Origin of the sequence: Alkalinema pantanalense CENA528 (assembly GCF_050753345.1) — a bacterium.
Classification (GTDB): domain Bacteria; phylum Cyanobacteriota; class Cyanobacteriia; order Leptolyngbyales; family Leptolyngbyaceae; genus Alkalinema; species Alkalinema pantanalense.
On sequence record NZ_JBLZFX010000045.1, the window covers coordinates 1 to 13,589 of the forward strand.

Genomic DNA, 13,589 nt, shown 5'->3' on the forward strand with positions numbered 1-13,589 from the left:
ACCCAGGCTTGGTACACTGAACGTAATCAATTGCAAAAGGCAGTAGATTGGCAGTTTACTACTGCCGATGCTCGGATTCGACTGAAGCGCCTCTATCCACAAATTGAAAACTGACAGTCCACTAGATTGCCGGATACTCCAGCGCCCTAAAGATTGGGAATCCTTCGATCGGGTAGGAGTTTCTAATAAATAAACATCAACATACAGTTGATCGATATCAATCAGGGTCTGATTGAGTAAGCGAATTTTGCTGTATTGCGACAAGATTTTATCGCGACAGTGTTGCTGAATTCTTGAAAACGAAAATGTTATGCCAGTGGATAGGCTTGCATCTAAATCACCTCGTTGCTGAGTACCAGATGGGGATAAACGCAGAGGCGACGGATGAGTTCGCTCAGTTACAGATTCCCACTGAATATTCAGCACTGTGCATAAACTTACAAAGCTGCCATAGTCTATCTGCTTTTCCGCTTGAAACCGATTAGCGATCGCAACATTCACCGATGCCGCTTCGGCTAATTGATAGATCGTCCACTGTTTTTGTCTAAGCTGTCGTTCAACCTCCTTGTGACCCTGGGGTGTGAGACTCAAAGAATGATGAAGTTGCTGCATGGGAAGGCCAGAAACAGGTGTTACCAAATTACCGCATCTTGGCTCCTGAGGAACAATCTACTCGAGTTCTCCATCTTGCTGAGGAACCTAAAAAAACAAGATTTCAACAACTTATCGCTATTTTTAGGAAATTTTCAGGACTTATGCCATTGCACGATCTTTCCAGCTTTCAGCCCCTGAGAAAGTATCCTAAACCCCTAGAGCGGTAGCCAATTGATGTAACGCACTTGACATTAATCCCAATCCCCAAGGGATTCAGCGGCTTTAGGCACACGGGGACGGGCATTAGGATACTTGGACTTACCCGGTAGCGATTTGTCAGGAACAGCCTTCAGCTGCGTGGGTTTCTTCACCGCATCCCCATCGCTATAGCGCCGCTTAGACACGCCTTCCTCACTAGTATCTTCGGCAATCACTTCATACAGTGTGGCTATCTTCGTGGGATCATTCCCCTTGCGCAAAATTCGACCCAGGCGCTGAATGTGTTCCCGCGTTGACCCCGTCCCGGAGAGCACGATCGCCACACTGGCTTCTGGCACATCGACCCCTTCATTCAATACCCGCGACGCCACCAAGGTACGATAGTCCCCAGCTTTGAATTTCTGCAAAATATCATGGCGTTCCTTCACCGGGGTTTGGTGGGTAATCGCCGGAATTAAAAAGTCCTGGGAAATGCGATAAACCGTGGCATTATCGTCGGTAAAAATTAAAGTGCGATCGGGGGAATGGTTGGCAAGTAAATCGCCCAAGACCCGGAGCTTACCTTCGGTTCCAAAGGAGATCGACCTCGCTTCCCGATGGGCCAACATAGCGCGACGTCCAGCCTTCGATCGGGCACTGGCTTGGACAAAGCGTTGCCAGCCCTGCAAACTGCCGAGAATAATTTTAGATTGTTGGAGAAATTCATTACGGATTTGCATTAATTCATCGTAGCGATCGCGTTCTTTTTGGGAAAGGGTCACTCGAATTTGCACCAGTTCATAATTCGCCAGCGTTGTCCCAGACAATTCCTCAGCAGTTTTGCGATAGACTTCTTCTCCCACGAGAATTTTCAAATCTTCGTGTTTGCCGTCGCTGCGTTCTGGTGTAGCTGACAGTCCTAACCGAAAGGGCGCGATCGAATATTCGGCTACGACTCGACTGAAATCGGTCGGTAAGTGGTGGCATTCATCAAAAATCAGCAGGGCGTATTGATTGCCCAAGGTTTCTGCGTGGATGGCGGCGCTGTCGTAGGTGGAGACGAGGATAGGTGTGCGATCTCGGGAACCCCCTCCCAATAGACCAATTTCTACGTCGGGAAAGGCCGCTAACAAATGGGCATACCATTGATGCATCAAATCGAGCGTCGGCACCATGATCAGCGTGCTGCGTTGGGTCGCTTCCATAGCCATTTGGGCCAAATACGTTTTGCCTGCTGCGGTGGGGAGTACCACAACTCCCGCTTTGCCCTGGGTTTTCCAAGCTTCTAGGGCTTCGGTTTGGTGGGGATAGGGCGATCGCTGAAAACTGGGTAATAGGTCTAGTTCTTGATAGGCACGGGCATGGTCATTAATTTCCGTCCCTTCACGGCGCAGCGCTAGGATTAAGTCACGGTACTGCATGGCCGGAATCCGAAATTTCTCAATGCGATCGTCCCAGGTGGCAAATTCCACCCAGGCTTTGCCCCGAGGCGGTGGATGGAGAATCAAGGTTCCCCGATCGTAGGTTAAATTAGGAATCCGAGGCATATCGCAGCCGGAGAGCATCCTCTGGCATTATAGCGGCTTGGCCTATTCTCTCAACCCCCCTCTCCTAATTGGGAAAAGCTGATCCTGGGTGTGCTTGATCGTTTCTAGGAGTCTATTGCGGAATGCTGTGTGAAATGCCCGATCGAACAATTCGGCTCCGTGCCCTACTGTGCCATGGAGTAACGTTGCTTTGGATGCCATTGGCGATTGGGTTGGTGGCGCTGGCAGCGCACTGGCAATTGACCCAAATTATGTTTATGGCAAGTTTATCGTTAGCTACGGATGGAGGCCATTCACCCAGTTTTGCGGTAACAGTTTGGCTTGCGGCAGGAGTTGCATTCTCCCAAATATTCTGTTTATCGCTGCCATTGATGATTTGGGCCGGTTGCCGGAAATTTCATGGGTTGATTCATCGAAGTAGTCAATCAGCATTTAATTTTCAGTTGTCAAGCTTGCTGTATTTACTACTGATTTTAGGATTGGTAGCAGGCTACGATCGCGCGGGAACGGTGGAGACCGATCGGGATTGGGCCAGTTGGCTGATCCCGCTAGTGATTGGAGTTTTAGCATTTTGGAATGGGATGTTTAGTGTGATTGGGATGGTGCGAGCTTGGCGGGGGAAATTGACCCGCTATCCATTCGCCATTCCATTTATTCGATGACTGGTTTTAAGGGTTCTATCCTACTTAAAGTCGCCACTGTCCCACAGGTTGTAGAGTCGGTATCCCAAAAATCCCAAAAATCTACCCCCGATCCTGCCCCAAATCAAACTCCGCCTGACCACTCTTAATCTGGAGCTTGGCATTAAACTGCTTCTTAAATGCCACCTGCCAATTCTGAATATCTGTCCCCTGCCGAGGCACCCGCGTCGAAATCACAAAACAGAGCTTCCTGAAGCGCTTCGGATCTTCGGAAATTAGACCGATCGTACTTTTCAACTGTTCCACTGCATGGGCCACATCATTCCCCTTCAGTTCCACATAAATTTCCACCTCCCGATCGGGCAGCAACGCAAAATCACAGCGCAGTGTCTTACTATCACACACTACGCACCCATCCACCTTAATTTTCAGAATCTCAACCTGAGCCGTATTAATAAACGTGATCTGACTTCTCTTTTCCCTAAAAACAATGCGCTTATCCTGGGTCAATTCCTGACAGCGATCTGGAATATTTTTCATACTGCGCTTAAACCAGATCTAACAACCGATCGAATTCGATCGCCAACTCATTCGATACTGAATCAATCACCGCCGCATCGATCAACCCCGTCTCCGCAGAAATGATACTCCTCGCCGTCCCATTTTCCACCACATAGGCCGCCAAATCCCCCTGTACTAAAGCCTTATAGCGCGGCACCACTTGTGCCAACTGCCGCTCCATCTCTCCCTCTGCCTCACCATAGAGGATCCCTGCTTGCAGCAAATTATTCAACGCCGTCAGCACGTAGGGACTATGGGTCGTAATAAAAAATTGCAGATAATTCCTGCGGTAATTAAACACCGTCGCAATCAACTCAACAATGCTGCGCTGCGCCCTAGGGAACAAATGCGCTTCCGGCTCCTCAATGTACACCGTCTGCCCCGACTTTGCCGTCGCCATAGCGGGCAACGCCGCCAACACGATCGTCAGCGGCAAAGTTTCCTGCTGCCCAGAGGACGAATTCGCCACATTAATCCGCCGCCCATCCTCACTTTCAAAAAAATCCTTCTGCCGTTCACGCACATGCTTTCCACACAGCGACGCCTCAATCAACCGCCGAATCTCTGCTTCAATCTCAGCATTGTCTCCTTCCGCTCTGCCCCTCTCCCCGAGGCGGGCATCCTTAAGGTTTTCATAGATTGCCCCAAACTCCCGCAAAAACGGGTCTAGCGAGTTATTGCTTGACAAAAAAGAAAAAATATTAACCTGCAAAATAGCAAAAAACGCTCGCCCCGCTGGAATCAAAAGCTGAGAAAACCCAACTTCTTCACCAATGACTTTAGGTAGAGAGCCTAACCAAGAGCGCTTTAAAAACGAACGATTCAGTGCCGGTCTTGCCCAAACCTCTAACACCTCAGAAGGCAGTTGACTATTTACACGTTCTGCTGCTCGATCCACCGTCTTCCTTAGAGCCGTAAACCCCGCTGAAAAAACGTCTGAATACTTCAGGGAAAAAGTCTCTTCCCCAAACTGACAACCATTAATTTCGATAAAAATAGGTGAGATTTCATACCGAATATAAAATGCCTCTTTTCCCCAAGACTCCGGCGGAAAATACGCCTCAAATACTCCCCGATAATGAGCATCAACCTCTTCCTGAGTCTGATTAATTTCGGCGGCCAAGAAATACTGCTCAATCAACCGCTTGAAGTAAAACAGCAATTTTGCACAAATGCTCTTACCACTTGCCTGGGGGCCAATCAGAACATTGATTCGCTTCACCTCAATCTCTAGGTTCTGAATACCTGCAAAATTTCTAACGAGTAATCTTTCAGTCATAACCTCAACCTAGGCACGGCAAGGATTCCATCCAAGAATGCTAGTGTCCCCACCGATCCTAGCATTCTGACGGAAACCCCAACCTTAACCCACGATCGACGAACTCAGCGGAAAACTCAGCTCCGGTGCAATCTTTGCCTGTGCAAGGCTCAACGCTGCTAGCGTCCCACACAACAACAATCGATCGCCCTCTAGCACGTCCACTGTGCCCACTGGCCCCTGGAAAAATTTACCCTCCCGCCGAATCGCCTGAATCTGTACCCCCTCCAACGCCAACTCATCAATACACAGCCCCGCGATCGGACTTTTCTCCGGTACTCGCAACCACTGGCAGGAATTGCCCTGGGACGGAATCGCGGCCTCCCCCCTCACCAATGCCTCAAACGCCTTCATCTCCTCCACGTCGCCCACCAACAAGACCCGATCGCCCTGCTCCAACGTCACTTCCCCTGTTGGATAATCGATTTCTATGCCGCCTGCCCGCCGGATCGCCATCAACGTTACCCCCGTCAGCCGCCACACATCCGTTTCTTGCAACGTCATCCCTAAGAGCGGCGAATCATCCGGCATGTGATACCACTTGTTATTCAAATCACTTGTTGCTGCTTTTAGCTCCCGTGATACTTCATCCGACGACAGCAAAGGCCGAAACTCCAAATACCGCGCATTGCGAATTGTCTGGATCCGACTTTGAACTAAACTGCTCGTCACGCCCATCCCCGTCCACAGGTGTGCCGAAATTTCTAAACTTGCCTCAAACTCCGGTTGCACCACCTCCCGTGCTCCCAGTTGATACAGCATCTCAATATCCTTCGGTTGGTTGGCCCGCACTACCACATCCAAATCCGGCGCAATCTCCAACGTCCGCTTTAACGCCAACCGTGTACTCATTGGATCCGGCAATGCGATCGCCATACTGCGTGCCTCTGACACCCCTGCCTTCTCCAGGACATGTAAACTTGCTGCATTGCCGTAAATGTAGGGAATCCCCATCTCTCGCAACTGCTGAATTCGGCTTTCAGACTGCTCCACCACCACCACCGGGCAATTTTGCTGCTGCAATAGCTTCACTAAATTGCGCCCTGTCCAGCCATAGCCACAGATCACCACATGGCTTTTTTGAGGCAGGTCATCGGAGTTTTCCATGGGCCCATCGGCCTTTAGCAAATACTTTGCTAGCCCCGGTATCGCCTCCGCCCAGGCAAACAACTGAGGCACCGCCCGCAGGATAAACGGCGTCACCACCAACGTCACCGCCGTTGTACCTAAAATCAACAAATACACCCGCCGCGATACGAGCCCCAGCGCCTGCCCCTCACTCGCCAAGACGAAGGAAAATTCCCCAATTTGGGCCAGCCCTAAACCACTGATCAACGCCGTCTTCAAGTCATAGCCAAAAACCTTGACCAGCGGCGTCACAATCAGGAACTTCCCCACCAGAACCAACGCCACCAGCCCCAGAATCAGCTCCAGGTTATTCCACAAAAACACTGGGTCGATCAGCATCCCGATCGAGGCAAAAAACAACGACGCAAAAATATCCCGGATCGGCTCCACATAGGTCAGGGTTTGATCGGCATACTCCACCTCAGAGATCATCAACCCCGCCACAAATGCCCCCATCTCGATCGACAGGCCCAACTGTTCCGTCAGCAGCGCAATCCCCAAGCACAGTACGACCACACCCAGCAGAAACAGTTCTCGACTCTCCGTTTTGGCCAGCAGGCGCAGCAGGCGCGGAATCACCCAAATCCCGGCGGCCACTGCCCCCAGCGCAAACAACCCAGTCTGTACCAAGGCCCAGCCTATCGCTAGTCCAATTTCCTCCGCAGGCTTATCCAGCGCTGGCAGCACCGCCAGCATCAACCCCAAGGCCAAATCCTGCACCACCAGAATGCCGAGCATTACCTGCCCGTGGGCTGTCCCGGTCTCATTGCGCTCCATCAACGACTTCAGCACCACCGCCGTGGAAGACAGCGACAAAATCGCCCCGAGAAACACCCCCTGGGGCGGCGAAGTCACCCAGCCCATCAGCAACGAAGCCCCCGTGGTGACCAAAATCGTCAGGGCAATCTGCAAACCGCCCCCACCTAGACTGATCCACTTGACCTTCTGCAATTCTGAGAAGGAAAACTCTACTCCCAGGGCAAACAGCAAAAAGGCTGCTCCAAACTGTGCCAAGGTTTCGACCTGCACCAGTTCTTTAATTAGCCCTAACCCCGTTGGCCCTACGATGATGCCTGCTAGAAGATAGCCCAGCAAAACAGGCTGTCGCAGCAATGCTGCTAGCAACCCCCCCGCCGCCGCCGCCGCTAGGACGGTCACTAAATCCACAATTAGTCGAAAGTCTTCCTGCACAAGCTGCTCTCAGATGAGAAGAAATATTACAGTTGATTAACTTTCAGGATACTACAGGCCCATGGCTTCCTAGGGGATCGATCGGTCGGATTCCCCGATCGTGCTTGCCAAATCGTCATGCTTAACGGGTTTTAGGCCGATCGAGACTGAACGCTTTTGCCTCTCCTAGCCTTCTATTCTCAACGTTCGGTAGCCTTTGGGCTCCAAATTCCAAATTTAATGTGAGGTATTAAAAAATACAGGGCTAATCCTAGGCCAACCTCTAGGTATTTACTGTGACTGCCATCCTCGACAAGGGGGGATGGAACTTCGTAAAGGATGGCTATTCATCACACCCTGAAAAAAAAGTGAGAGATTCCTTGGAGAATCCTTAATTTCCCTGATACAACTGAGGGGAAAACATATATAAATTGTGTGGTGCATAATGGGTGTTGCTAGACCTCAATTCTGGGGCATGATGGATAAAACCCATCTCAACACGCCACGATCAAGCCAGTGGAAAGCGCTATGAGTATTGAGAAGATCGTCGAACAAGCCTTGCAGGATGGTTATCTGACTCCCGCCATGGAAGCGGAAGTCGGACGGATCTGTGATACGGCCTCAGAACTTTCGATCGAGGAATATATGTCCCTCGATCGTCTGATGGGTGCCCTTTTGACTGGAGAAGTCGTGGCCGTTCCCCGGAAGCAGTTCATCAATGTCATGGAAGAGTTGGTGCTGACAGAAGCGATCGCCCGCGTGGCCGAAATTGAGGCCACGAGCGAACGCACCCTCGACCTCGGGGATATTGCGGCCTATGCTCTCAACCGACTCCCCCCACTCTATGCCACCACGGAAGAAGGGGCCACATACCAACGCTCAAAGGCGAAGGAGGACTTATCTCCTCTGATCGCACAGTGTGTCAATGAAGCCATTGCCAAGAACCTGGATCGTCCTGAATTCTTCCCCGAGCGGCAGGCGATCGGGAAGAACAACAACAAGGATGAGATCCTGACCCAAGTGAGTTCTCTGTTGCAAGCCTATGCTCCCACTTTTGAAGCTGGGGCTAGATAGGCCAGCCAAGCAGGGGCTAGGTAGGAAAGGTTCGCTCAGCCAAGTTAGCTTAGTCAAGTGAACTCAGTAAGCGTCAAATTGGCGAAGTAAGTTGATAGATTAAATTTATAGATTAACGGTTAGTTCTATAGATTGAAATCTAATGGTCAAGGCAGATCAAGGCGGCCAGTAGGGTCGTTGCAACCGTAGGCGATCGAAATTGCAGTGGATCAATTTTGGGGTTAGGACAACTTCATTGTCTGCGGGCTATTCTGCTTGGCTGTTTATAACAGTTAACCCCTTGGAGCGCACGTACTTGCTCCGAGGGGTTGATTATTAGCAAATTGTCTCAATTTTCCTGGGTCAATTTTCCTGGGTCAATTGCGGGTGAGTCTCGGACTATACCTGCAAGACCTGCTTTGCTACTTCTAGGAAGTCCCGGCGCTCGTCATAGCCGTTATAGCCGCCGTTAATAGTCAGCGTAACGTTATCGAGGTCATCCTCGTCGGCCAAGCTATTGAGGCGTTCCCGGTCCCAGAACCACCCTGCACTCAAACAAGCCAAATCGGGATCCGCCAACCGAGTCGGATTCGCCAAAAGATCAATGCCTAAATCCTCTCCACAGCGACGGTAGTTATGGCGACCCGTCACTTGAATTAATCCCCGCCCCTTAAAGCGAACGCCATCGCCTTCCTGCACATTGCCTAAGTCTGTCCGACCTTCATAGTCCTCTCCAGAAGCTAGTTCTTCCAGGTAGTTGAAAGACCCGGATTCGTGGGCCACTTGGGCTAGAAAATGAGCTTGGCGCAATGGTGTATTGATCTCATAGGTCACCATTGTCTGCAACAGGTGGGGATGGAGCAACCGAACCTGCGCAGGATCAGCATAGGGTGCAATGTCCAGTAAGTTGTCGATCGACACGGGGGGAATCGCCACTTCTGGGAAAAATTCGGCATAGGGGGATTTACCCTCTGGGCGATCGTTGGCTCGCAACAACACCCGCAGGGTATCGTCCACTAGCCCATCCTGGGTTTGCGGCGTCTCTCCAGGGATGGCGACAATCCGTTGCTTCAGTAGATCGGCAGCTTTGCGGCGAGCATCGGTTAAGGCGAGATTTGGAAAAGTTCCGGCATAGGGAGGTCGGTTGGCTGGACGCTTGGGCAGATTATTGAGTACCCGCAACAGTTCATCGGCCTTAAAATCGCCAGTGACCAGTTCGGTCGTTTCAGTTTGAGTCAGCAAACTGGAAATTTTATCTGCAGCCTGTTTCCGCCAAATTTTAAGCTGAGTCGCAGAGGGCATAGTTCCGTTAGATCGATCAAGTTTAATAGAGCTTTCTTCCAATGTTGTCGAAAAAATAAAAGGTCTTCGACATCCGTAGCATTACTTCACTTGCTCGGGAACGTCTTCCGCAAAGGATGCTGCGTTGGTGATACTGGGGCCCTCAGGGAACGGTAGACAACTCACATCCCAGGTGGATGGCTAGATGGGGCAGTGGATAGATGAATCGGGGCAGTTATTTCTTCGCAACTCCCTAAGTTTGCAGCAGGGAAAGCTGACCATTGCGCACTTGTAGGATAGGTAAATCCGCCGATCGAATCAGGCTTTCATCGTGGGTCGTGACCAGAATCGTGATGCCAATTTGGTTGAGCCGCTTCAGGATATTTAAAATCTGTTGGGAGTTATCGGGATCGAGGTTACCCGTTGGCTCATCTGCCAGCAAAATCGGCGGTGTTCCGACGATCGCGCGGGCAATGCTAACCCTTTGTTGTTCGCCTCCGGATAGTTCTTCGGGAAACGATTGAGCCTTATGCTGGAGTCCTACCATCTTCAGTGCAGGGTGTAACCGCCGTTCCACCTCCGCACGGCCATAGCCCTGGGCCCACAGTACAAAGGCCACATTTTCTGCGACGGTCCGTCGGGAAATCAGCTTGTAGTCCTGGAAAACCACGCCAATGCGTCGCCGCAGCCTTGCCAAGCGATCGCCCCGCAGCGTATTCAAATCACAGCCATCGACTTGAACATTACCGATGCTGGCCCGTTCTTCCCCATACAGTAGTTTTAGCAGCGTGGATTTCCCCGATCCTGACGGCCCCGTTACCAAGTAGAAATCCCCTTTTTTGATATCCAAGTTGATCCCCATGAGGGCTTGGCTACCATTGCGATAGGTTTTACCAACGTTCCGCAGTTGAATAATGGTTTCTCGTGCTGCTTGCGGGGTAACAGATGCTTCCGTAGGGCTTTGGCACGATTCCCCAGTGGGTGGGTGGGTGGGTGGGTGTGGTGAATGTCCTCGCGCTGCCTCCGCGATCGGGTTCGCAGGACTGCCCTGGGGATTCACCAAACTCTGCGCCATACGTGACCAACTCCTTATCTGATATAGTTCCTATCGCAATTCATGGCTGACGGGGTTGCGTCCGGTCATTCGGTACACCAGCGATCGCCAAGCAAACTGCGGTAATGCTAACATCCGCTTCCAACGCCAGGGTTCCTGATACAGGCGATACACCCACTCTAGGTGATTGTCCCGTAGCCATGCTGGGGCGCGATCCTTGGTGCCTGCCCAAATGTCAAAGCTGCCGCCTACGCCAATCCAAATAGCCTCTGGACAGAGGTGACGGTGTTCTGCAATCCACAGTTCCTGACGCGGTACGCCTAGCCCGACGTAGATGATTCGCGGTTGTAGCGATCGTAATTGTTCCCGGAATGCGGCCATTTCTTCTCCCTGGAGGTAGCCATGCTGGCTGCCTGCGATCTGGAGTCCGGGCAGTTGGTGTTGCCAGGTGATTGCGGCCTGTTCCGCTACCGCAGGGGCACCGCCATAGAAAAAGACTGGATCGCCAGAGACGGCTGCATGGCGCAGGAGGGTTGCCGCGAGTTCAATGCCGGGGCAGCGCTGGGTGGTTTTGCCATAGAGCTTGAGGTATAGGACAATGCCTGCCCCATCGGGAATGACCAAATCTGCTTGATGAATGATTTTTGCCAAGGTCGAATTCTGCTCGGCCTGCATGGTCATTTCTGCGTTTAGCGTCACGACATGGCAGCCTTGGCGATGGCGCAGGCGATCGGCCAGCCAGTTGGCGTAGTTGGGTAGGAGATGCACGGGCAATCCGAGCACAGAAAAGCGATCGGGGTGCTTTTGTTGGGGGGAGTTGGACATATGCGGATCGGCTGCAACCATTGCCACACCTCTACAATGATTCCGTGGGAATTGAACGTGGGTAATCGAATGAGTGTTCCAGCAGTGGATCTGGATTCCGGATGATTCATCGACTAGGTAATAATCCTTAGTCGAAAATCGACCATCCAGGCAATGCATTGTAACCTAGGCCGTCGCCAAAAAAACGCTTGTTATGGGATTTTCATGGAGTTCTCTAGGCGGGGGATTTTTGGGGCTCTCTTTGGACTAGACAACTGGATAAGCTTGACTCAATGAGTTTGATCTAGTTCATCTTGAATTCTTCTGTTATCAGATTTTTACTGAAGTTTCGAGAGTGCTGATAAAGCAGTTGGCTTGTCTTTCACTGATTTTAAATAGTGCGTTGCTTTGAGCATTATTTGTGTAGTTATCCATTTGTTTATTCAAGTCATTATGTAAAGCTAAGTTTGTTACGGTGAATTGCTAGGAGCGTGCCAAAGCCTTCAATGGAGCCGCTGGTTTGAGCCAACGGAAAACTCCTGTACCCGAATCGCCACGGACTGCACATACCGCCTTCAATGGAGCCGCTGGTTTGAGCCAACGGAAAACAACGGCCTCAGCGCCGCCCGACAACAACCGCCCCGACCGCGCTTCAATGGAGCCGCTGGTTTGAGCCAACGGAAAACGATCGGCTAACGCTTGCTCGATTTCTGAGATCATCAATGCTTCAATGGAGCCGCTGGTTTGAGCCAACGGAAAACAACAAGTGGGGATGGTGTTGACCGAGCACGCCCTGCTTCAATGGAGCCGCTGGTTTGAGCCAACGGAAAACCCTGTAATGCGGTTGGCATTCAGGGTGAGAGGAGAGCCAAGCTTCAATGGAGCCGCTGGTTTGAGCCAACGGAAAACCTGATTTCTACGGGGGAATTGAGGTCGGGCATTGCGGAGAGCCAAGCTTCAATGGAGCCGCTGGTTTGAGCCAACGGAAAACATCGGTGGGATCGCGACAGCAGCGCGGTGGTACGCTGCTTCAATGGAGCCGCTGGTTTGAGCCAACGGAAAACGCGAGTAAGCGGTAGGAGCCGTCGCCTGGGACGATGCTTCAATGGAGCCGCTGGTTTGAGCCAACGGAAAACCAAGCCGCTAACCGCTCCGCTCAGTCCAAACTCGCTTCAATGGAGCCGCTGGTTTGAGCCAACGGAAAACAATCGACATAGAGCGTGCCAGCTCCGAAGTTATAGCTTCAATGGAGCCGCTGGTTTGAGCCAACGGAAAACAAAGGAGCTGAATACCAACGGGATAGCCCAACGGGCTTCAATGGAGCCGCTGGTTTGAGCCAACGGAAAACCAAAGTTAAAGTGAATTCCAAATCAGACGAAAACGCTTCAATGGAGCCGCTGGTTTGAGCCAACGGAAAACGTGATTGGGCTGTGCGTAGCGGCTACATCAAGGTCGGCTTCAATGGAGCCGCTGGTTTGAGCCAACGGAAAACGAAGTAATAAAGCAGTTTTTGGGTGAAAGAAATGTAGCTTCAATGGAGCCGCTGGTTTGAGCCAACGGAAAACAGGAATTACTTACCAGTGAGTTAGGGACGTTTACGCTTCAATGGAGCCGCTGGTTTGAGCCAACGGAAAACGTCTTACATTAGATCCACTCTTAGAATAATAAATTGGCTTCAATGGAGCCGCTGGTTTGAGCCAACGGAAAACTGTATCAACTTCTGATCCGTCGCTAGAAATCCTTTGGCTTCAATGGAGCCGCTGGTTTGAGCCAACGGAAAACTGGGAGAGTGGTGTTAATGGTCAGATTAATACATGGCTTCAATGGAGCCGCTGGTTTGAGCCAACGGAAAACACCCTTGGGCGTGGCCATGCTGTTCCATGCCTTCGGAGGGCTTCAATGGAGCCGCTGGTTTGAGCCAACGGAAAACATGGAGGTTTATTTATCGTTAGCTATCAGTGCGTTAGATGCTTCAATGGAGCCGCTGGTTTGAGCCAACGGAAAACCGGCGAGGACAACTATAAAGCCTTCACCGTTGATGAGAGGCTTCAATGGAGCCGCTGGTTTGAGCCAACGGAAAACGCTGGATTCCCCAGCCCAACAAGCCTCCATCGGGGCTTCAATGGAGCCGCTGGTTTGAGCCAACGGAAAACGATCGAGCTTCCTTGAAAATCACCTTAATCGTTCACGATCGCTTCAATGGAGCCGCTGGTTTGAGCCAACGGAAAACTGCCAACCCT

The 13,589-nt window shown here is 51.3% G+C and carries 10 protein-coding genes and 1 CRISPR repeat array (1 of these 11 running past the window's edge); of the genes, 2 read left to right on the forward strand and 8 right to left on the reverse strand.

The window, feature by feature from the left end; translation table 11 throughout:
- Both ACN4EG_RS15445 and ACN4EG_RS15450 read right to left on the reverse strand, forming a co-directional pair.
- Window positions 1-612 (reverse strand): hypothetical protein (locus ACN4EG_RS15445; RefSeq protein WP_431630754.1); only part of this gene is annotated, 612 nt, incomplete at its 3' end.
- Between the two features lie 233 nt (window positions 613-845).
- Complete coding sequence (locus ACN4EG_RS15450) at window positions 846-2,339, reverse strand: DEAD/DEAH box helicase (RefSeq protein ID WP_431630713.1); 1,494 nt, start codon at window positions 2,337-2,339, stop codon at window positions 846-848.
- Between the two features lie 134 nt (window positions 2,340-2,473).
- Between ACN4EG_RS15450 and ACN4EG_RS15455 the strand changes: the two genes are divergently transcribed.
- The gene (locus tag ACN4EG_RS15455; protein WP_431630714.1) at window positions 2,474-3,001 is read left to right on the forward strand and encodes a DUF4870 domain-containing protein; all 528 of its coding nucleotides are present in this window, start codon (window positions 2,474-2,476) and stop codon (window positions 2,999-3,001) included.
- 81 nt (window positions 3,002-3,082) lie between these two features.
- On the opposite strand, the gene ACN4EG_RS15460 is transcribed toward ACN4EG_RS15455, so the two are convergent.
- The 3 genes from ACN4EG_RS15460 to ACN4EG_RS15470 all read right to left on the reverse strand — a co-directional run bounded on the left by ACN4EG_RS15460 (window position 3,083) and on the right by ACN4EG_RS15470 (window position 7,178).
- Complete coding sequence (locus ACN4EG_RS15460; protein WP_431630715.1) at window positions 3,083-3,520, reverse strand: hypothetical protein; 438 nt, start codon at window positions 3,518-3,520, stop codon at window positions 3,083-3,085.
- Window positions 3,521-3,527: 7 nt separating this feature from the next.
- Entirely contained in the window at window positions 3,528-4,820 is a 1,293-nt protein-coding gene (locus ACN4EG_RS15465) for an AAA family ATPase (protein WP_431630716.1), read from the reverse strand.
- Window positions 4,821-4,904: 84 nt separating this feature from the next.
- On the reverse strand, window positions 4,905-7,178 hold the full coding sequence (locus ACN4EG_RS15470) for a cation:proton antiporter domain-containing protein (protein ID WP_431630717.1): 2,274 nt from the start codon (window positions 7,176-7,178) through the stop codon (window positions 4,905-4,907).
- 507 nt (window positions 7,179-7,685) lie between these two features.
- Between ACN4EG_RS15470 and ACN4EG_RS15475 the strand changes: the two genes are divergently transcribed.
- Entirely contained in the window at window positions 7,686-8,231 is a 546-nt protein-coding gene (locus tag ACN4EG_RS15475) for a late competence development ComFB family protein (RefSeq protein WP_431630718.1), read from the forward strand.
- 378 nt (window positions 8,232-8,609) lie between these two features.
- Here the strand turns inward: ACN4EG_RS15475 and ACN4EG_RS15480 are convergent, their stop codons facing one another.
- The 3 genes from ACN4EG_RS15480 to ACN4EG_RS15490 all read right to left on the reverse strand — a co-directional run bounded on the left by ACN4EG_RS15480 (window position 8,610) and on the right by ACN4EG_RS15490 (window position 11,391).
- Window positions 8,610-9,512, reverse strand: coding sequence for a glycoside hydrolase family 19 protein (locus tag ACN4EG_RS15480; protein WP_431630720.1), 903 nt, complete (start codon window positions 9,510-9,512; stop codon window positions 8,610-8,612).
- Between the two features lie 232 nt (window positions 9,513-9,744).
- The gene (gene ftsE / locus ACN4EG_RS15485) at window positions 9,745-10,566 is read right to left on the reverse strand and encodes a cell division ATP-binding protein FtsE (protein WP_431630723.1); all 822 of its coding nucleotides are present in this window, start codon (window positions 10,564-10,566) and stop codon (window positions 9,745-9,747) included.
- A 30-nt stretch (window positions 10,567-10,596) separates the two neighbouring features.
- The gene (locus tag ACN4EG_RS15490; RefSeq protein ID WP_431630724.1) at window positions 10,597-11,391 is read right to left on the reverse strand and encodes a WecB/TagA/CpsF family glycosyltransferase; all 795 of its coding nucleotides are present in this window, start codon (window positions 11,389-11,391) and stop codon (window positions 10,597-10,599) included.
- 458 nt (window positions 11,392-11,849) lie between these two features.
- Window positions 11,850-13,589: direct repeats of the CRISPR family, unit length 37 nt; unit sequence GCTTCAATGGAGCCGCTGGTTTGAGCCAACGGAAAAC; it runs 10,730 nt beyond the window's last position.

Excerpts from the sequence above, each read along its gene's own strand:
- ACN4EG_RS15465 (WP_431630716.1), bottom strand. The coding sequence starts at position 4,820 with ATGACTGAAAGATTACTCGTTAGAAATTTTGCAGGTATTCAGAACCTA.
- ACN4EG_RS15455 (WP_431630714.1), top strand. The coding sequence starts at position 2,474 with ATGCCCGATCGAACAATTCGGCTCCGTGCCCTACTGTGCCATGGAGTA.
- ACN4EG_RS15460 (WP_431630715.1), bottom strand. The coding sequence starts at position 3,520 with ATGAAAAATATTCCAGATCGCTGTCAGGAATTGACCCAGGATAAGCGC.
- ftsE (WP_431630723.1), bottom strand. The coding sequence starts at position 10,566 with ATGGCGCAGAGTTTGGTGAATCCCCAGGGCAGTCCTGCGAACCCGATC.
- ACN4EG_RS15490 (WP_431630724.1), bottom strand. The coding sequence starts at position 11,391 with ATGGTTGCAGCCGATCCGCATATGTCCAACTCCCCCCAACAAAAGCAC.
- ACN4EG_RS15475 (WP_431630718.1), top strand. The coding sequence starts at position 7,686 with ATGAGTATTGAGAAGATCGTCGAACAAGCCTTGCAGGATGGTTATCTG.
- ACN4EG_RS15450 (WP_431630713.1), bottom strand. The coding sequence starts at position 2,339 with ATGCCTCGGATTCCTAATTTAACCTACGATCGGGGAACCTTGATTCTC.
- ACN4EG_RS15480 (WP_431630720.1), bottom strand. The coding sequence starts at position 9,512 with ATGCCCTCTGCGACTCAGCTTAAAATTTGGCGGAAACAGGCTGCAGAT.